This is a genomic window from Pseudoduganella danionis (assembly GCF_009720775.1).
In the GTDB taxonomy this organism is placed as follows: Bacteria; Pseudomonadota; Gammaproteobacteria; order Burkholderiales; family Burkholderiaceae_D; genus Rugamonas; species Rugamonas danionis.
Map to the genome: position 1 here is coordinate 373,206 of NZ_WNKW01000001.1, position 19,312 is coordinate 392,517.

Consider the following 19,312-nt stretch of genomic DNA (forward strand, 5'->3'; position numbering starts at 1 on the left):
AAGACCGAGGCAAGTATGACCACAGCAGATTTTCCACCTCTTCCGCAGTTCGATACCGGTCCCCTGTCGTGGGTGATGGTAGAGATACGCGAAGCCCTGGCACGCTCGAAGACGGCACTGTTCGAAGCGGGCGGACGCGCGGCAGAAGATCAGGCCACCCAGTTGCAGCATGCACGCTCGCACCTGCATCAGGCGCATGGCGCGTTGCAGATGGTGGATCTGGATGGGCCTACCCAGTTGACCCGCCTGACAGAAACGGCGCTGGACCGCTTCAAGGATGGCAGCCTGAAATGCACGACCGATCATGCGCAGGTGGTGGCCGATGCGTATCAGGCGCTGGTGGAATACCTGCAGGAGCTGCTCGACGGTTCGCAGGTGCAGCCGCTGCGGCTGTTCCCCTACTATCAGGCTTTGCAGCAGATGCTGGGGGCGGAGCGTATCCATCCGGCCGATCTGTTCTATCCACCCATGCAGACGGCACTACCCTTGCCGGCAGCCAGCGTAGCGGCTCCGGCCGATTACGCAGCTTGCCGTGCCAGCTTCGAGAAAGCGCTGTTGCCGTATCTGCGCAGCACCGATCTGGAACAGCAGCAGGAACATGCGGAAGGCTTGCTGGCGGCCGTGCAGTCGATTGCCAGCGCGCAGACGGATGCGCAGGCGCAGACCTTCTGGCGTGCCATGCAGGCGTTCGCCGAACTGGTGGCGACGGGAAAACTGGCAGGCAGCCTGTATGTGAAGCAGTTGTTTGGCCTGATCAATCTGCAGATCCGCCGGCTTAGCCAGGGTAATCCGGCGCAGCCGGAAGGCATGCTGCGTGATGCGCTGTTCTTTATCGCCTCGGCCGACACCACGCTGGCCTCCGACACGGTGCAGCAGATCCGCAAAGGTTTTGCACTGGATGGGCAAGTACCGGCCAACTACGAGCAGAAGCGTTACGGCCGCATCGACAATGGCGCGCTGGCACATGCGCAGGCTGGCATGACCAAGGCCAAGGCAGCGTGGGACCGGCTGGCAGCCGCCGAACATGATCCTGCGCTGGAGGCAGGCTTCAGCTCTGCGCTGGCCGATGTGGCGCGCGCTTCCGAGCAATTGAGTTTGCCTGCACTGGGGGCGCTGATGCGCGAGCTGTCCAGTGTGGCCGACCATACGGCGCACGGCGGACGCAGTGATGCGCTGGCGCTGGAAATCGCTTCGACGCTGCTGTTTGCCGAACATGGGCTGGCGCAGATCCGTCATCTGCCCGGCGACTTCGCGGCCCATGCCGATACGCTGGGTGCGCGCCTGCATGCGCTGGCCAGCGGTACGACGCCCCCGCCTACGGGGCAATGGCAGGATGGTATCGCCGAGCATATGCAGCAGGACGATACGGTGGTGGCACTGGCGCACGAGTTGAAGAACAGCCTGCGTCAGGTCGAGAAAACCTTGGATGAGTTCTATGCCGACGCCAGCCTGCGTGCAAGCTTGTTGGAACTCGATCCCGTGTTGCATCAGTTGCAGGGCGCGCTGGCCGTACTGGATCAGGATGATGCAACGCGTGCAGCGCAGCATGTGCAGGCTACCGTGGCGGCACTGGCGCAAGGCCGTAGCACGGGCAGCGATGCTGCGACGCTGGAAGAGGTGGCGCAGAATGTGGGCGCCTTGGGCTTCTTCCTCGATATGCTGGGCCAGAATGCGGCGGCAGCCCGCCAGCGCTTTGCTTTCGATGCCACGCTGGGGCGCTTCCGTTCGGTGCCGTTCCGTAAGCTGGCGGCTGTCAGCAGTGTGCCTGTGCTGGATCAGGCGGTCAGCACTGCACCGGCACCGCTGCAGTTAGTGCCGCCGATTGCGCCAGTCGCAGTGCAAGAAGAAGCGTCGCAGGCGGAATTGCTGGAGATTTTTGTCGCCGAGGCGCAGGAAGTACTGCACACGGTTGGCGCCGCGCTGGCGCAGGGTGCACATGCGGGCGAAGCGGAACTGGCGACCTTGCGCCGTTCCTTCCACACGCTCAAAGGCAGCGCGCGCATGGTGGCGCTGTTCCAGTTTGCCGATGCTGCCCATGCCGTGGAGCGGGTGTTGAATGTCTGGTTGGCAGAAGGCAAGCCTGCTACGACGGCGTTATTCGACATGCTGGAACTGGCGCACCGTGAAATGAAAGTCTGGGTAGGTGAGCTGGCGGAAAACGGCGCATCGGCACTCGATGGTACTGCCATCATTGCCGCCGCAGCGCGCGTGCAGCATGGTGGCGATGAAAGCGACCACGAAGTCCAGTCTGCAGCGGACGCTGTAGCACATGCAGAACCCGAAGCAGACGCAGAACCTGAAGTAGACGCTGAGGTAGTAGAAGTTGAGGATGCAGCAGAACCAGAAGCAAAGCTAGCAGCCGAGGCAGCGGCAGAGCCAGAGCCAGAAGCAGAATTGGAAGCCGAAGCCGCAGCCGCAGCGGAAACGGAAGCTGAAGCTGAAGCTGGCGCGGAAGAGAGTGTCGCCATTGAAGTCGATGAGCTCACGCCGTCCGAGTCGGCGGCGTCGCTGCGTCCAGCGCCTGTGGTCAACGGCAATGTAATCGAATTCCCGACGATCGCTGCGGCTCCGCGCGACGATAATGTGAAGCAGGTAGGCGAGCTGGAAATCCCGCTGCCACTGTATAACATCTATCTGCACGAGACGGATGAACTGGTGCGCCTGCTGGCGCAGGATTTCGGCGAGTGGCGTCATGAGCCGCGCCGTCCTGTCAATCCACAGGCCTTGCAGGCAGCGCACACCTTGGCCGGAACTTCCGGCACGGTAGGCTTTACTGCCTTGCGCGAGCTGGCGCTGGCACTGGAAGCCACGCTGGAAGCACTGCTGCCACCGGCCCCGCATCTGGATCAGGTGCAGCATGATCTGCTGGACTTTACGATAGCCCGTATCCGCCAGATGCTGCAGAGCTTTGCCGCAGCAGAAATGCCGGCGGCGCAACCGGAGCTGATCGCTGCTCTGCGTGATCTGGCGGAGCAGTTGGCCGCGACGGCGCCTGCAGCAAGCCCCGCTATCGAAGCGCGGCTTGACGATCTGGTGGCCGACACCATGGACAGCCTGAATGCGCAGAAGCCGATGGATGCCGCGCTGGATCAGTTGTTCCGCGATACGTTTGCTGAAATCAGCGCCAGTGCGAAAGACGGCGCCGGCGAGGCGGCGGTTGCACCGGAAATGGTCAAAGCGCGTGGCGAGGATAGTATTGATGATCTGTTCAATGCTGCCTTCGATGACACTTTTGCCGAGCCGCCGCTGCGGATGGCGGAGCCAATAGCGCTGGCGCCAGAACTGGCGCCTATCCCTCAGGTAGAACCAGAGCCGGTCATAGCGCCAGAACCAGAACCAGAACCAGAACCAGAGCCAGAGCCAGAGCCTGAGCCTGAGCCAGAGCCTGAGCCAGAGCCAGAGCCAGAGCCAGAGCCAGAGCCAGAGCCCGTGCTGGAGGCCGTTCCCGCGCCTATGTCCATGCAAGTGGTGCCAGCAGCGGAGGCTGACCTTATCGAACCTGTTCCGCCGGCTGTGTACACGGATGAGCTGGATGCCGATCTGCTGCCGGTCTTCCTTGAAGAAGGTGCTGATCTGCTGCCGCAGGTTGGTGCAGCGCTGCGTGCGTGGCAGCATGAGCCGCAGGACAAGGAGCCGGCGCAATCGCTGGTGCGCCTGCTACACACGCTGAAGGGCAGTGCACGCATGGCCGGTGCAATGCGCCTGGGCCAGCACGTTCACGAAATGGAAACCCATATCGAGAACATGCTGCACGCCGGTGCTGCCACTCCTCAGGCCTTTGAAGAACTACTGACGCAGTATGACCATGCGCTGCTGCTGTTCGAACAGTTGCAGCAACCACCTGTCGCCGGCGAAGCGAGTGCTGCTGGTGCCGACACGCCGGCCGAAGAGGACACGCAGGCAAGCGGCAAGGCGCCGATGGTGCGCGTGCGCGCCGATATCCTTGACCGGCTGGTGAATCAGGCTGGCGAAGTGTCGATAGCCCGCTCGCGACTGGAAAACGAGGTCGCCACTTTGCGCACTTCGCTCGGCGACTTCTCCGAGAATCTGCAGCGCTTGCAGCGCCAGTTGCGCGAAGTGGAAATGCAGGCGGAATCGCAGATCGCTTCGCGCATGTCGATTTCCGGCGAGCGTGAATTCGATCCGCTGGAATTCGACCGCTTTACCCGTCTGCATGAGCTGACCCGCATGATGGCCGAAAGCGTCGCCGATGTCGCTGCCTTCCACGAAGGGCTTGAGCGCAGTGTGGAAAGTGCTGGCGATGATCTGGTACAGCAGGCCCGTTTGACGCGCGAGCTGCAGCACGATCTGATGCGCGTGCGCATGGTGCCGTTCTCCAGCATAGCCGAACGCCTGTTCCGGGTTGCCCGTCAGAGTGCCAAGGAAGTCGACAAGCGCGTCAACCTTGATATCCGTGGCGGTAACGTAGAAATCGATCGCAGCGTGCTGGAACGCATGGCCGCACCGTTCGAACATCTGGTGCGTAACGCGATTGCGCACGGCGTCGAAAGCCGCGCGGCACGTAGCGCGGCCGGCAAGCAGGAAGTGGGTGAGCTGCTGGTGCAGGTAAGCCAGCAGGGTAACGAGGTAGTGCTGGAATTTAGCGACGATGGCGCCGGCCTCGATCTGGCCCGTATCCGTGCCAAGGGCATAGAGAATGGCCTGCTGGCGCCTGAGGCATCGCCTAGCGATGCCCAGATTGCCCAGCTGATTTTCACCCCCGGTTTCTCTACTGCCAGCGCACTGACCGAACTGTCGGGCCGTGGCGTGGGCATGGATGTGGTGCAGTCGGAAGCCCAGTCGCTGGGCGGCCGCGTCGAGCTGGCGACCGAAGCGGGCAAGGGCGCCCGCATAACGATACATCTGCCGATCACGCTGGCCGTTTCGCAGGTGGTACTGGTACGTGCAGGCGACAAGTCCTATGCCGTGCCCGCCGTGATGGTGGAGCAGGTGGCGCAGTTGAGGGAATCGCTGCTGGCGGAAGGCCAGAGCCACGGCAGCATCAGCCTGCAGGGCCAGCAACTGGCATTTGATTATCTGCCTGCGCTGCTGGGACATCCCGGCCCATCGGCAGCGTTGCGTGCTGCTCCCGTGCTGATGCTGCGCCATGGCGCGGAGCGGCTGGCGCTGGTGGTCGATGAAGTGCAGGGCAACCGCGAGGTGGTGATCAAGAATCTGGGTCCGCAACTGGCGCGCATGGTCGGCATTTCCGGTGCGACGGTGCTGGGTTCCGGCGAAATCGTGCTGATTCTGAATCCGCTCGCGCTGGTGCAGCATCTGGCCCAGCATCCGGAACTGCGCCAGCGCTACGCTCAGGCCACGCAGGAGCATGCTCTGCCGCAGGTGGCGGCACGCAGCGTGATGGTGGTGGATGATTCGCTGACCGTGCGCCGCGTTACCCAGCGTCTGCTCGAACGCGAGGGCTATCAGGTCATACTGGCCAAGGATGGCGTGGATGCGCTCGAACAGCTCCAGACCAGCGTGCCGGACCTGATGCTGGTCGATATCGAGATGCCGCGCATGGACGGTTTCGATCTGACCCGCAATGTGCGCGGCGATGAGCGCAGCCGCCATGTTCCCATCATCATGATCACCTCGCGTAGCGCCGACAAGCACCGCAATCTGGCGCTGGAACTGGGCGTGAATGCCTTCTTCGGCAAGCCGTATCAGGAAGAGGTGTTGCTGCAGGCGATAGCCGGCTTGCTCGAGCAGAGCAAGCAGTAGCGCCTGACGGATAGCGGGGACGGGGAATGAGCAGGGCCGGCGTTGCGCCGGCCGCTGCGGCCTGCTGCGGTTTTAGTCGGTCTTTTTGACGACGGCGTAACGCTCCAGTGTACGTTTGCGCGCTTCGTCGTGCATCACAATAGGCTCGGGATAATCGGGCCGCAGCATGCGCGGCACCAGCCATGGTGCATGGATTTCCTTGTCACTCAGGCTTTTCAGTTGCGGCAGATAGCGGCGGATGAATTTGCCGCTGGCGTCGAACTTCTCCGACTGCGTGATCGGATTGAAAATGCGGAAGTAGGGCTGGGCATCGCAGCCGGACGACGATGCCCACTGCCAGCCGCCGTTGTTCGAAGCCAGATCGAAGTCGTTCAGATGCAGGGCAAAATAGGCTTCGCCCCAGCGCCAGTCTATGCCCAGATCCTTGATCAGGAAGCAGGCCGTGACCATGCGCAGGCGGTTGTGCATATAGCCGGTTTGGTTCAACTGCGCCATGGCGGCATCCACCAGCGGGTAGCCGGTGCGGCCTGCACACCATGCGGCAAACAGCTCTTCCGCCTGCGCTCCCTGTTCCCACTCGATGGCGTCATAGGCCGGCTTGAACGAGCCGCCCACCACATACGGGTGGTGGTAGAGGATCATGGCGTAGAACTCGCGCCAGATCAATTCTGCCAGCCATACGGCAGCACCTTCGCCGCCCGCGCCGCGCTCCATCAGATCGACAATGGTGCGTACCACATGGCGTACCGACAGCGTACCGAAGCGGAAATGCAGCGACAGATAGGACGGGCCTTTCACGGCTGGGAAGTCGCGCGCATCCTTGTACTGGGCGATACGGGGCAGGAACTGCTCGAACAGACTGGCCGCGCCGGACATGCCGGTGGGGATCTGCAGGCTGGCCAGATTGCTAGGTTCGAAACCCAGTTCGGCCAGCGTTGGCAGCGGCGTGGCGGTGGCTGGCGGCGGCGCCAGTCGCGCCGCATGCGGTTCGATATGGTAGGGCGCCAGTACAGTAGGATCAGCGGCCAGCTTTTTCAGCCAGGCGTTCTTGTAGGGCGTGAACACGGAGAATACGCCGCCCGTCTGCGACAGCACTTCGCTTTTCTCGAAGATCACCTGATCCTTGTAGCTGTAGAACTGGCGGCCGTCGGCCTGCAGGGCCTGCTGCACGGCTTCGTCGCGGGCGATGGCCTGCGGCTCGTAATCGTGGTTGCAGAACACGGCATCGACACCCAGTTCGGCCGCTAACTGCGGGATGGCCTGTAGCGGATCGGCATGGCGGGTGATCAGATAGCCGCCTAGCTCGCGCAGTTCGGCATCGACTTCGGCGATGCTGGCGTGGATGAAATCGACGCGGCGGTCTATGCGCGGCAGCACGGACAGGATGGTGCTATCGTAGATAAAAACACAATACACGCGTTCGCTATGCTGCAAAGCCTGATGCAGGGCCACATGGTCGAAGGCGCGCAGGTCGCGGCGCAGCCAGACCAGCGAAGATTTCAGTTTCATTCTGTCTGTCTCAAGAGGTTCGGGTGTGGTCAAACGTGGTTGTTGGCGCAATTCAGTGTAAACTATCGCTGTAATGATGGCTGTACACCGAGAGAGTTGCTCACCGGCAGGCAGAAGCTGGACGCTGCCCCGCGCGAATACTACAGGAATTGTTGGCAGCTCAGAAAGATCACGATTATGACGAAAAGCAAACTCGGCACCACCACGTCGGCGCCCGGCCCCCTGCCTGAGGCCGCCGATCCGCTGGCCGCCGTCGCCCAGGGCGCGCCCGCCGCGCTGAATCTGGCGGATAATTTCCTAATTGCAATGCCGTCCATGCAGGACCCGGTCTTCGGCGGCACGGTCGTCTACGTTTGCGAGCACAATGAAAACGGTGTGCTGGGCGTGGTGATCAACAAACCCACCGATATGACGATGGAAACCCTGTTCGAGCGCATCGACCTGAAACCGGTCGATAGCGTGGACATCGACGAACCCATCATGTTCGGTGGTCCCGTGCAGGATGACCGCGGCTTCGTGCTGCACACGCCGGGCAAGCGCTATTCGTCCTCGCTGACGGTGACCAAGGATGTGGCCTTCACGACGTCGATCGACGTGCTGGAAGCCGTGGCTGCAGGCGAAGGCCCGCGCCGCATGCTGGTCTCGATCGGTTACGCGGGCTGGAGCCCCGGCCAACTGGAAGGGGAAATCAGCCGCAATGGCTGGCTGACCGTCAGCGCCGACCCTGAAATTCTGTTCAATCTGCCCATCGAGCAGCGCTACACGGCAGCCATGCGCCTGCTCGGTATCGACCCGCTGATGCTCACTTCCGAGGCCGGCCATGCATAAGGATGCCCTGCCACTGTGAGCGCTGAAACCATTTTCGCCTTCGATTTCGGCGTCAAACGCATCGGCATCGCCATGGGCAATACCCTGATCCGTCAGGCCCAGCCCATTAAAGTCATCAGCGCGGTGGACAATGCCACCCGCTTTGCCGCGATAGGCGCGCTGCTGGATGAATGGCAGCCCGGCCTGCTGGTGGTCGGTCTGCCGCTGCACCCCGATGGCGCTGAACACGAGATGACTGCGCGCTGCCGCAAGTTTGCCAACCAGTTGCATGGCCGCTTCAACCTGCCGGTAGAACTGGTCGATGAACGTTATTCTTCCGCCGTGATCGGCGGCCAGCGCGGCGAAGTGATAGACGACCGCGCCGCCGCCATCATCCTGCAGCAGTATTTTGATACCCACTGATTTCTAAAACGAGAACGCGCCCTAAGCAGGTGCTAGCCACCCCATGACCTTACTCAACCCTCAACAACTCGACGCCGAAGCGCTGTACGCCACGCTGCTGGCCGACGTGCGCGCCGGTCTGACCGGTGTGGCCGATGTGGCCATCGTCGGCATCCACTCGGGCGGCGCCTGGCTGGCCGAACGTCTGGCTGCCGATCTGGGCCTGACCGAACGCTGCGGCGTGCTCGATGTGTCGTTCTACCGCGACGACTACGCCAAGAAAGGCTTGCCGGCCGACGTCAAGCCGACCCGCATCAATTTCGATGTCAACGCCGCCACCATCCTGCTGGTGGACGACGTGCTGTACACGGGCCGCACCACCCGCGCTGCGCTGAACGAACTGTTCGACTACGGCCGTCCGGCCCGCATCATGCTGGCTGCGCTGGTGGACCGTGGCGAGCGCCAGCTGCCCGTCGCCGCTGATTTCGTCGCCGCCCACGTCAAGGTGGAAGCGGGCAAGGCGCTGGTGCTGCAGCAGTCCGACGATGGCAAATTCACGCTAACCATAGACCAGGCTTAATTCATCATGCTCAATCCGCAACTCAACAAACACGGCGAACTACAGCACCTGCTGTCGATCGAAGGGCTGCCCAAGTCTATCCTCAACCATATCCTCGATACGGCTTCTTCCTTCGTCGGCATTTCCGACCGCGATGTGAAGAAGGTGCCACTGATGCGCGGTAAGTCGGTGTTCAATCTGTTCTTCGAGAACTCGACCCGTACCCGTACCACTTTCGAAATCGCCGCCAAGCGTCTGTCGGCCGATGTGATCAACCTGAATATTCAGGCTTCCTCGGCCAGCAAGGGCGAATCGCTGCTCGACACCATCGACAACCTGTCGGCCATGCATGCCGATATGTTCGTGGTGCGCCACGCGCAATCGGGTGCGCCTTACCTGATCGCCAAGCACCTGCAGGATTCCGGCCAGTCGCATGTGCACGTGGTGAATGCCGGTGACGGCCGCCATGCCCACCCGACCCAGGGCCTGCTGGACATGTACACCATCCGCCACTACAAGAAGGATTTCACCAATCTGACCGTGGCCATCGTGGGCGACATTCTGCACAGCCGCGTGGCCCGTTCCGATATCCATGCGCTGACCACGCTGGGCGTGCCGGAAGTGCGTGCCATCGGCCCGCACACGCTGCTGCCCGGTGGGCTGGAGCAGATGGGCGTGCGCACCTTCACCAATATGGATGAAGGCCTGAAAGGCGTGGACGTGATCATCATGCTGCGTCTGCAGAACGAGCGTATGAGCGGCGCGCTGCTGCCGTCGGCACAGGAATACTTCAAGAGCTATGGCCTGACGCCGGAACGGCTGGCGCTGGCCAAGCCGGATGCCATCGTGATGCACCCGGGCCCGATGAACCGCGGCGTGGAAATCGATTCGGCCGTGGCCGACGGTCCGCAGGCCGTGATACTCCCGCAGGTCACTTTCGGTATCGCAGTACGGATGGCAGTAATGAGCATAGTCGCAGGGACGCAAGCATGAAACTACACATTAAAAACGGCCATCTGATCGATCCGGCCAATGGTATCGACGCCCAGCAGGATCTGTTTATCGACGCCGGCAAGGTGGTTGCCGTCGGTACGGCGCCAGCCGGCTTCAGCGCCGAGCAGACTATAGACGCCAGCGGTCTGGTGGTCGCACCGGGTCTGGTGGACCTGTCGGTACGCCTGCGCGAACCGGGCTACGAATACAAGGCCACGCTGGAATCGGAACTGCAGGCTGCCATGCAGGGCGGCGTCACCAGTCTGGTGAGCCCGCCCGATACCGATCCTGTGCTCGACGAGTCGGGGCTGGTGGAGATGCTCAAGTACCGCGCCAAGACGCGCAATCAGGCCAATGTGCACCCGCTGGGCGCACTGACGGTGGGCCTGAAAGGCGAGGCACTGACGGAAATGGCGGAACTGACGGAAGCCGGCTGCATCGGCTTCTCGCAGGCAGAAGAGCCGATCGAAGACACTACCGTGCTGCTGCGCGCACTGCAGTATGCCAAGACCTTTGATTACACCGTGTGGCTGCGTCCGCAGGATGCCCACATCGGCCGTGGCGGCATTGCGGCCAGCGGCGCGATCGCTTCGCGTCTGGGCCTGTCCGGCGTGCCGGTGATGGCCGAGACCATCGCGCTGCACACCATCTTCGAACTGATGCGCGCAACCGGCGCCCGTGTCCACCTGTGCCGTCTGTCCTCGGCGGCCGGCATCGAGCTGGTACGTCAGGCCAAGCGTGAAGGCCTGCCGGTCAGCTGTGACGTCGGCGCCCATCATGTGCACCTGACCGATGCCGACATCGGCTTCTTCGATTCGAACGCGCGTCTGACGCCGCCGCTGCGCAGCCAGCGCGACCGCGACGCCATCCGTCTCGGTCTGCTCGATGGCACCATCGATGCGCTGTGCTCGGACCACACGCCGGTGGACGATGATGAAAAACTGCTGCCGTTCGGCGAAGCCTCGGCGGGTGCCACCGGTCTGGAACTGCTGCTGTCGCTGACGCTGAAGTGGGCCAACGACTACGCCGCCACCCAGGCTGCCAGCGGCCCGCGTCCGCTGGCCCGTGCAGTGGCGCTGATTACCTCGCAGGCGGCCAAAGTGGCCGGGCTGTCGGCCGGTACGTTGTCGGTCGGTGCCCCTGCCGACGTCTGCATTTTCGATCCGCAAGCACACTGGACGGTGCAAGCGGCTGCGCTGGCCAGCCAGGGCAAGCATACGCCTTTCATCGGCTATAACCTGGCAGCTCAGGTGCAGACCACCATCGTGGCAGGACGTGTGGCTTACCAGCGCAATGCGGCCTGACTGAGTGGGTGGCATGAAACTGCTGACGTTCTTCCGCATCGTGCGGGTGCTGCTGCACGTCCTCAAGGGCATGCTGATCTGCGCCGTGGTGTTTCCGTGGCTGGGCCACGCGGCGCGCAATGCGCATATCCGCCGCTGGTCCACCCGTCTGCTGGGCCTGTTCAATGTGACGGTGCGGCAGTCGGCGACTAGCGCGCCCGTGCTCGATACGGCGATGGTGGTGGCCAACCACATTTCGTGGCTGGACATCTTCGTGATCCACAGCCTGCACCCCAGCCATTTTGTCGCCAAGGCCGAGATCCGTTCGTGGCCGCTGGCGGGCTGGCTGGCGCAGAAGGCCGGTACGGTGTTCATTTCGCGCGGTAGCCGGCGCGATCTGCGGCACATCTTCAAAGGGCTGGTGCACAGCCTGCAGAACGGCGAGCGCGTGGCCTTCTTCCCCGAGGGCACTACGGCGGCGCAAGGCACGCTACTGCCTTTCCACGCCAATCTGTTCGAAGCTGCCATCGACGCTCATGTGCCGGTGCAGCCGTTCGCGCTGTCGTATCAGGGCAGCGACGGTGGCCACCATCCGTCGGTGGATTTTATCGGCGAGATGAGTTTTGCCGAGAGCATCATGCTGATACTGGATGGCCCGCCCGTCGTGGCGACGCTGGATATTCTGACGCCGCTGAGCAGCGCGGGCGCGCACCGGCGCGAGCTGGCGCAGGCGGCCGAACAGGCTGTCGCAGCGGCGCTCGGCGTGCAGGTGCTGAGCGCGCCGACCGCGACGGCCGACTAGCAGGGATGCGCGGCGAGCAGCCGCGCTGGGATCGTGCCGGCCTTGCCGCGTCGGCCGTTCAATTTGCCGCCTGTTTGCCGCTGTGCTGCTGGAATTCCGGACACTGGGCCTGCAGCAGGCTGCGGTCCTGCAGGCAGACAGCCGAGAGCTGGCCGCCCCAGACGCAGCCGCTGTCGAGGCCTATCACATCTGGCCGTATGATCAGCCCCAGTGCCGACCAGTGGCCGAACACTACGGTCTGGCCGGCGCTGCGCCGGCCCGGCACATCAAACCACGGCATCAGGCCGGAGGCCGGATCGGCCGTGCCGCTATCCTTGATCTTGAAGTCCATCACGCCGTCGGCCGTGCAGAAGCGCAGCCGCGTCATGGCGTTGATGATGCAGCGCAGCCGGTCGGCGCCCTGCAGGCTGTCATGCCAGCGGTCGGGCTGGTTGCCATACATATCGGCCAGAAAATCGCCGAGGCCTGCGCTGCGCAGCATCTGTTCCACTTCGGCCGACAGAGCCAGCGCCTGTGCACCATCCCACTGGGGCAGCAGCCCCGCATGCACGAGCAGATGGCCATCCGCCTCCAGTGCCAGCGGACGCTGGCGCAGCCAGCCTATCAGTTCGTCGCGGTCAGGCGCGGCCAGTATCTCGTCCAGCGTGTCGGCAGCATGGGCAGGGCGTATGCCATAGGCTACGGCCAGCAGATGCAGATCATGGTTGCCCAGCACGCTGTCGATGCGGCCGTTGCTTTCTTGCGCCAGTTGGCGCACATAGCGCAGAGTGGCGAGGGAATCCGGGCCGCGGTTGATCAGGTCGCCGGCGAACAGGATGCGCAGCTCGGTCGTACCGGCATGGGCCTGTATGCGCGCGACCATGTCGCGAGCCTGCTGGTGGCAGCCCTGTAAATCACCGATTACGTAGGTTTTCATGGGGATACTCTTGAGTTGGTGGCAGGGCAAACTGGTTTAATCTGTTATTCGGGTGCAGAGTTTCGATATTTGCCCGTTAAGGCGTGGCTTTCACATAGAATAATGCCTACTCCTCTTTTGACTCTTGCTGCGGGATACTAAATGATTTTTGTGACTGGTGGGGCGGGTTTCATAGGCTCAAACTTTGTGCTGGACTGGCTGGCCCAGTCAGATGAGCCGGTGATTAACTACGACAAGCTGACCTATGCCGGTAATCTGAATAATCTGGCGTCGCTCAAAAATGACAGCCGGCATATCTTCGTGCGCGGCGATATCTGCGATCAGGCGCAAGTACTGGCACTGTTCCGCCAGCACAAACCGCGGGCGATTGTGCACTTTGCGGCCGAGAGCCATGTGGACCGTTCCATCCTCGGTCCCGGCGAATTCATCCAGACTAATATCAACGGGACGTTCAGCCTGCTGGAAGCGGCGCGCGCCTACTGGTCGGAACTGGCGGACGCCGAGAAAGCGGCCTTCCGTTTCCTGCACGTTTCCACCGATGAGGTGTACGGCACGCTGGGACCGGACGATGCCCCGTTCAGCGAAACCACCGCGTTTGCACCGAACAGCCCGTACTCGGCGTCGAAAGCGGCCTCCGACCATCTGGTGCGGTCCTACCACCACACCTATGGCCTGCCGACGCTGACCACCAACTGCTCGAATAACTACGGCCCATACCACTTCCCCGAGAAGCTGATTCCGCTGATTATCGCCAACGCGCAGGCCGGCAAGCCGCTGCCTATCTATGGCGATGGCCAGCAGATCCGCGACTGGCTGTATGTGAGCGACCACTGCGCTGCCATCCGCCGCGTGCTGGAAGCGGGCCGTCTGGGCGAGACTTACAACGTGGGCGGCTGGAATGAAATGGCCAACCTCGATGTGGTGCATACCCTGTGCGACATGCTGGACCAGCAAAAGCCCAAAGCCGATGGCAGCAGCTATCGCGCCCAGATCACCTACGTCAAGGACCGTCCCGGCCACGACCGCCGTTACGCCATCGATGCGCGCAAACTCGAGCGCGAACTGGGCTGGAAGCCGGCCGAGACCTTCCAGAGCGGCATCGCCAAGACCGTGCAATGGTATTTGACGCATCAGGACTGGGTGACGGATGTGCAGTCGGGCAGCTATGCCAAATGGGTAGAAACCAATTACTTTAATCGCGAAGGCTAGCCATGAGTACGACCACTCCTCGCCGCAAAGGCATCATTCTCGCCGGTGGTTCGGGCACCCGTCTGTATCCGATCACCATGAGCGTGTCCAAGCAGTTGCTGCCGATTTACGATAAGCCCATGATCTACCACCCGCTGACGGTGCTGATGCTGGCCGGGATTACGGAAATTCTGCTGATTTCCACGCCGCAGGATACGCCACGTTTCCGCGATCTGCTCGGTGACGGCAGCCAGTGGGGCTTGCAGCTCAGCTATGCGGTCCAGCCTTCGCCCGATGGTCTGGCCCAGGCTTTCATCATCGGCCGCGAATTCGTCGGCGATGCACCGTCCGCGCTCATCCTTGGCGACAATATCTACTACGGTAACGACCTCGACGCGCTGCTGCGCCACGCCACTGAGCAGACCGATGGCGCCACCGTGTTTGCCTACCACGTGCAGGACCCCGAACGTTATGGCGTGGTCGAGTTCGATGCCAACCATCAGGCCGTGTCGATCGAAGAAAAGCCGCTCAAGCCCAAGTCCAACTACGCGGTGACGGGGCTGTATTTCTACGACAATCAGGTGTGCGATATCGCAGCCGGCATCAAGCCGTCGGCGCGGGGTGAACTGGAAATTACCGACGTCAACCGCGTGTATCTGGAAAAACAGCAGCTCAATGTGGAAGTGATGGGGCGCGGCATGGCCTGGCTGGATACCGGCACCCATGAATCGTTGCTGGATGCTTCGCAGTTTATTGCGACCATCGAAAAACGTCAGGGCCTGAAAGTGGCGTGCCCGGAAGAGATCGCCTATCGCAAGGGCTATATCGACGCGGCCCAGTTGCGCAAGCTGGCCGAGCCGCTGAAAAAGAATAACTATGGTCAGTATCTGCTGCAAATTCTTGAAGATAAGGTTGTACCGCGATGAAAGTGATGACTACGCCGCTGGAAGGCGTACTGCTGCTGGAACCCAAGGTATTTGGCGATGAGCGCGGTTTTTTCTTCGAAAGCTATAACGGTCGCCGCTTCGCCGAGCTGACGGGCGTGGAGACGGCCTTTGTGCAGGATAACCACTCGCGTTCGCTCAAGGGCGTGCTGCGTGGTATGCACTACCAGATCCGTCAGGCTCAGGGCAAACTGGTGCGCGCTAGCTCGGGTAGCGTGTTCGATGTGGTGGTGGATATGCGCAAGAGTTCCAGCACCTTCGGCCAGTGGTTCGGTACCGAGCTGTCGGCTGAGAACAAGCTGCAGATGTGGATACCGCCCGGTTTTGCCCATGGCTTCATGGTCACCAGCGATGCAGCCGAATTCCTCTACAAGACGACGGATTACTGGGCGCCCGAACACGAACGTTCGGTGCTGTGGAACGATCCGGCCATCGGCATACAGTGGCCTGAGCTAGGCATGGCGCCGCTGCTGTCGGGTAAAGATCAGGCGGCAGCGTTGCTGGCCGATGCCGAGGTGTTCGCATGAAAATCCTGCTGACGGGCAGCACGGGCCAGGTAGGTTATGAACTGGCCCGCAGCCTGCAAGGCGTGGGCGATGTCGTGGCTGTGGATCGTCAACAGATGGATCTGGCTGATCTGGATCAGGTACGTCGCGTGATCCGCGCCGTGCAGCCGAATATGATCGTCAATCCGGCCGCCTACACGGCGGTAGACAAAGCTGAAAGCGAGCCGGAACTGGCGTTCCGGGTAAACGCCGAAGCCCCGGCCTTGATGGCCGAAGAAGCCCGTAGCTTGGGGGCGTCTCTGGTGCATTATTCGACCGACTATGTATTCGATGGCACGCAGTCCGGCGCGCGCGTGGAAGATGACGCCACGGGGCCTCTGAATGTGTATGGCGCCAGCAAGCTGGCCGGTGAGCAGGCCATCGCAGCGTCAGGGATACCGCACCTGATCTTCCGTACTAGCTGGGTGTATGGGATGCGCGGCAAGAATTTTCTGCTGACCATGTTGCGGCTGGCGCGCGAGCGCGACGAGTTGCGTGTGGTGGCCGACCAGCATGGCGCGCCTACGTGGAGCCGCACGATTGCCGATGTGACGGCGCAAGTGCTGGCGCAAGCGCATGCAGGCGGGCGCGAATGGTGGGTGCAGAACCGCGGGGTCTATCATCTGACGGCGCAAGGCCAGACCACGTGGTATGACTTCACCCGCGCCATTCTGGCCGAAGCGGGCATAGCTTGCCGCGTGGTGCCGATTAGCAGTGCCGAGTATCCGGTGCCGGCCCGGCGCCCCGAGTATTCGGTACTTTCCAGCGAGCGGCTGATGAGCCGTTTCTGCCATTTGCCTGAATGGCAACAGGCGCTGCAGTTATGTATGCGCTGATCCGCCAGCGGTTCCCTTCCAGTTGTATCCTTTGGTAAGCAAGCCTGCCTGTCCGGCGGCAGGCTGCTATGATGCCGGCGCCTTGCAACGGGCAGCGGTAGGCCGATGTGCTGTGTGCCTGCGTTGCAAAAGCGCGGCGGCAAGTCTGGTTTAGGACAGACTTGCTGCGTAAATGCCGGTTCGGACGGCTGAATCCGGTACAATCGCGTGTCAGTCTGCAGGCGGCGGGAGACGTACAAGGTCTACCGGATGTCCTCAGTCTTTTTATTATAAAAATATGTTTTCCTTCCTCCTGAGCTTTGTTGCTTCGGCACTGCTAACCCTGCTGGTGATCAAAGAAGCGCGCTTGCATGGTCCGGCCTTGGACGCGGACTTCTTGGGAGTGCAAAAAGTTCATGTGCACCATGTGGCACGCATCGGTGGCTTGTCGATCTTTCTTTCGGTCGCCCTCAGCTCCGTGATTTCCCTGTGGCGCGTGCCCGCCATGACCTACTGGCTGCTGGTGCTGCTGGGCTGTTCCTTCTTCGCCTTTGTGGGCGGCATCGTGGAAGACTACACGGGCAAGGTGAGTGCTGGCCGACGGCTGGTGCTGACCATGATCGCGGCAGCCATGGGCTATTTCCTGCTCGATGCGCGCGTCGACCGGCTGGACTGGCTGTTTTCCTCGTGGATGCTGCCGTATATGTGGCTGACCCTGCCACTGACCGTGCTGGCCGTGGCCGGCATTGCCAATGCCGTCAATATCATTGACGGCTTCAACGGTCTGGCCAGCGTGGTGGTGATCTGCATGCTGCTCTCGCTCGGCTATGTGGCGCTGCAGGTCAACGATATGTTCGTGCTGATAGCGGCCCTGATGGTGGCCGGTGCTACGGCCGGCTTCCTGATCTGGAATTACCCGGTAGGCATGATCTTCCTCGGTGACGGCGGTGCCTATTTCATCGGCTTCATGCTGGGCGAGCTGGCGTTGCTGCTGGTGATGCGCAATCCGCAAGTGTCGACCTGGTATGCAGCGCTGCTGCTGATCTATCCCACTTTCGAAACCCTGTTCTCGGTCTACCGCCGCATGTTTGTGCGCGGTAAGTCACCGGCCATGCCGGACGGTATACACCTGCACAGCCTGATTTTCCGCCGCATCGTCCAGTGGGCCGTGGGGCGCAAGGAAGCCCGTGCCCTGATCCGGCGTAATTCCATGACTTCGCCTTATCTGTGGCTGTTCTCGCTGATGGCAGTGATACCGGCTACCGTATTCTGGCGCCATACATGGATCTTGATGCTTTCCTGTATATTGTTTATTGTCAGTTATGTATGGATATATGTGCGTATCGTGCGCTTCAAGGCGCCGCGCTGGATGATCCGGCATAAGAAAACCTGAGCGCTAGCCGCTGTCCCTTTTAACTTTTAAATCTGATCGATACATCATGGTTCCAATTTCCCCGTCCATCTTCAAGGCTTACGACATCCGCGGCATCATCGATAAAACGCTGGATGCTGGCGTCGCACACAAGATAGGTCAGGCCTTCGGCCAGGCCGCGCTGGCCAAGGGCGAGCGCACGGTGGTAATCGGCCGCGATGGCCGTTTGTCCGGCCCTGCGCTGGCCGCGGCACTGGCCCAGGGTCTGCAGGCCGCAGGCGTGAATGTGATCGATCTGGGCGTGGTGGCCACGCCTATGGTGTACTTCGGTACCAATGTGCTGGGCGCGGCGTCCGGCATCATGGTTACGGGTAGCCATAATCCGCCTGACTACAACGGTTTCAAAATGGTGCTGGCCGGCGAAGCCATCCACGGTGCCGCCATTACCGCGCTGTACGATGCCATCGTGGCGCATGACGGCAGCAGCGCCGCCACGCCGGGCAGCTACAGCACCCACGATATCCGCGCCCAGTACCTCGAGCGCATCATCGGCGACGTCAAGCTGGCGCGCCCGATCAAGATCGCCGTCGATTGCGGCAATGGCGTGGCCGGTGCGTTCGCACCTGACCTGTTCCGTGGCATGGGCTGCGACGTGATCGAAATGTTCTGCGAGGTGGATGGCAACTTCCCTAACCACCACCCTGATCCGGCCCATCCGGAAAACCTGCAGGACCTGATCCGTGTGCTGCAGGACACTGATGCCGAACTCGGGATTGCCTTCGATGGCGATGGCGACCGTCTGGGCGTGGTGACCAAAGATGGCCAGATCATCTTCCCGGACCGCCAGATGATGCTGTTTGCGGCCGATGTGCTGACCCGCCATCCGGGCGAGCAGATACTGTACGACGTCAAATGCACGCGCCATCTGGCACCGTGGATCAGCAAGCACGGTGGCGTGCCGCTGATGTACAAGACCGGCCACTCGCTGGTGAAAGCCAAGCTGCGTGAAACGGGTGCGCCGCTGGGCGGCGAAATGAGCGGCCATATCTTCTTCAAGGACCGCTGGTACGGTTTCGATGACGGCCTGTATTCGGGTGCACGTCTGCTGGAAATCCTCACCCGTGTCGCCGATCCGTCGGCCCTGCTGAATTCTCTGCCGCAGTCGGACAGTACGCCGGAACTGCATCTGCACCTGAACGAAGGCGAAAACGTCCAACTGATGGATCAGCTGCGCAGCAATGCCGAATTCCCCGGCAATCAGCAGATCATCACCATCGACGGCCTGCGCGTGGAATACGAAGACGGCTTCGGTCTGGCCCGTTCGTCCAACACCACGCCGGTGATCGTGATGCGCTTTGAAGCGGAAACCCCGGCAGCGTTGGCACGCATCCAGGGCCAGTTCAAGCGCGTGATTCTGGCGGCCAAGCCGGACGCCGAGCTGCCATTCTGACGC

The 19,312-nt window shown here is 61.9% G+C and carries 15 protein-coding genes; 13 read left to right on the forward strand and 2 right to left on the reverse strand.

What is annotated here, in order from left to right:
* The first annotated feature begins 15 nt into the window (after positions 1 to 15).
* Positions 16 to 5,724 (forward strand): hybrid sensor histidine kinase/response regulator, encoded by a 5,709-nt coding sequence (locus GM655_RS01695; protein WP_155432896.1) that lies wholly within the window; start codon positions 16 to 18, stop codon positions 5,722 to 5,724.
* 72 nt (positions 5,725 to 5,796) lie between these two features.
* Here GM655_RS01695 and GM655_RS01700 read toward each other — a convergent pair whose 3' ends face one another.
* Entirely contained in the window at positions 5,797 to 7,233 is a 1,437-nt protein-coding gene (locus GM655_RS01700; RefSeq protein WP_155432897.1) for a cryptochrome/photolyase family protein, read from the reverse strand.
* 177 nt (positions 7,234 to 7,410) lie between these two features.
* Between GM655_RS01700 and GM655_RS01705 the strand changes: the two genes are divergently transcribed.
* Genes GM655_RS01705 through GM655_RS01730 form a run of 6 tightly spaced genes read left to right on the forward strand, consistent with a single transcriptional unit; the run spans position 7,411 to position 12,079 of the window.
* A complete protein-coding gene (locus GM655_RS01705; protein WP_155432898.1) occupies positions 7,411 to 8,061 on the forward strand; it encodes a YqgE/AlgH family protein in 651 nt (216 codons plus the stop codon).
* A 15-nt stretch (positions 8,062 to 8,076) separates the two neighbouring features.
* Entirely contained in the window at positions 8,077 to 8,463 is a 387-nt protein-coding gene (ruvX, locus tag GM655_RS01710) for a Holliday junction resolvase RuvX (protein WP_371866684.1), read from the forward strand.
* 43 nt (positions 8,464 to 8,506) lie between these two features.
* The gene (gene pyrR, locus GM655_RS01715; protein WP_155432899.1) at positions 8,507 to 9,022 is read left to right on the forward strand and encodes a bifunctional pyr operon transcriptional regulator/uracil phosphoribosyltransferase PyrR; all 516 of its coding nucleotides are present in this window, start codon (positions 8,507 to 8,509) and stop codon (positions 9,020 to 9,022) included.
* Positions 9,023 to 9,028: 6 nt separating this feature from the next.
* Complete coding sequence (locus GM655_RS01720; RefSeq protein WP_155432900.1) at positions 9,029 to 9,994, forward strand: aspartate carbamoyltransferase catalytic subunit; 966 nt, start codon at positions 9,029 to 9,031, stop codon at positions 9,992 to 9,994.
* Positions 9,991 to 11,298: a dihydroorotase gene (locus GM655_RS01725; RefSeq protein ID WP_155432901.1), complete on the forward strand. Its 1,308-nt coding sequence runs from the start codon at positions 9,991 to 9,993 to the stop codon at positions 11,296 to 11,298. The genes GM655_RS01720 and GM655_RS01725 overlap by 4 nt, the downstream gene beginning before the upstream one ends.
* A gap of 13 nt (positions 11,299 to 11,311) precedes the next feature.
* A complete protein-coding gene (locus tag GM655_RS01730) occupies positions 11,312 to 12,079 on the forward strand; it encodes a lysophospholipid acyltransferase family protein (protein ID WP_155432902.1) in 768 nt (255 codons plus the stop codon).
* A 58-nt stretch (positions 12,080 to 12,137) separates the two neighbouring features.
* Here the strand turns inward: GM655_RS01730 and GM655_RS01735 are convergent, their stop codons facing one another.
* Entirely contained in the window at positions 12,138 to 12,995 is an 858-nt protein-coding gene (locus tag GM655_RS01735) for a symmetrical bis(5'-nucleosyl)-tetraphosphatase (RefSeq protein WP_155432903.1), read from the reverse strand.
* Between the two features lie 141 nt (positions 12,996 to 13,136).
* On the opposite strand from GM655_RS01735, the gene rfbB reads away from it, so the two are divergent.
* From rfbB to GM655_RS01765, 6 genes are all read left to right on the forward strand, one after another.
* On the forward strand, positions 13,137 to 14,204 hold the full coding sequence (gene rfbB, locus GM655_RS01740; protein ID WP_155432904.1) for a dTDP-glucose 4,6-dehydratase: 1,068 nt from the start codon (positions 13,137 to 13,139) through the stop codon (positions 14,202 to 14,204).
* 2 nt (positions 14,205 to 14,206) lie between these two features.
* A complete protein-coding gene (gene rfbA, locus GM655_RS01745; RefSeq protein WP_155432905.1) occupies positions 14,207 to 15,109 on the forward strand; it encodes a glucose-1-phosphate thymidylyltransferase RfbA in 903 nt (300 codons plus the stop codon).
* Positions 15,106 to 15,654 carry a dTDP-4-dehydrorhamnose 3,5-epimerase gene (gene rfbC, locus GM655_RS01750; protein WP_155432906.1) on the forward strand — a complete coding sequence of 183 codons (549 nt, stop codon included), beginning with the start codon at positions 15,106 to 15,108 and terminating at the stop codon, positions 15,652 to 15,654. Before rfbA ends, rfbC begins: the two co-directional genes overlap by 4 nt.
* On the forward strand, positions 15,651 to 16,508 hold the full coding sequence (gene rfbD, locus GM655_RS01755; protein ID WP_155432907.1) for a dTDP-4-dehydrorhamnose reductase: 858 nt from the start codon (positions 15,651 to 15,653) through the stop codon (positions 16,506 to 16,508). Before rfbC ends, rfbD begins: the two co-directional genes overlap by 4 nt.
* A gap of 277 nt (positions 16,509 to 16,785) precedes the next feature.
* The gene (locus GM655_RS01760) at positions 16,786 to 17,880 is read left to right on the forward strand and encodes a glycosyltransferase family 4 protein (RefSeq protein WP_155432908.1); all 1,095 of its coding nucleotides are present in this window, start codon (positions 16,786 to 16,788) and stop codon (positions 17,878 to 17,880) included.
* Between the two features lie 46 nt (positions 17,881 to 17,926).
* The gene (locus tag GM655_RS01765; protein ID WP_155432909.1) at positions 17,927 to 19,309 is read left to right on the forward strand and encodes a phosphomannomutase/phosphoglucomutase; all 1,383 of its coding nucleotides are present in this window, start codon (positions 17,927 to 17,929) and stop codon (positions 19,307 to 19,309) included.
* Positions 19,310 to 19,312: the final 3 nt, after the last annotated feature.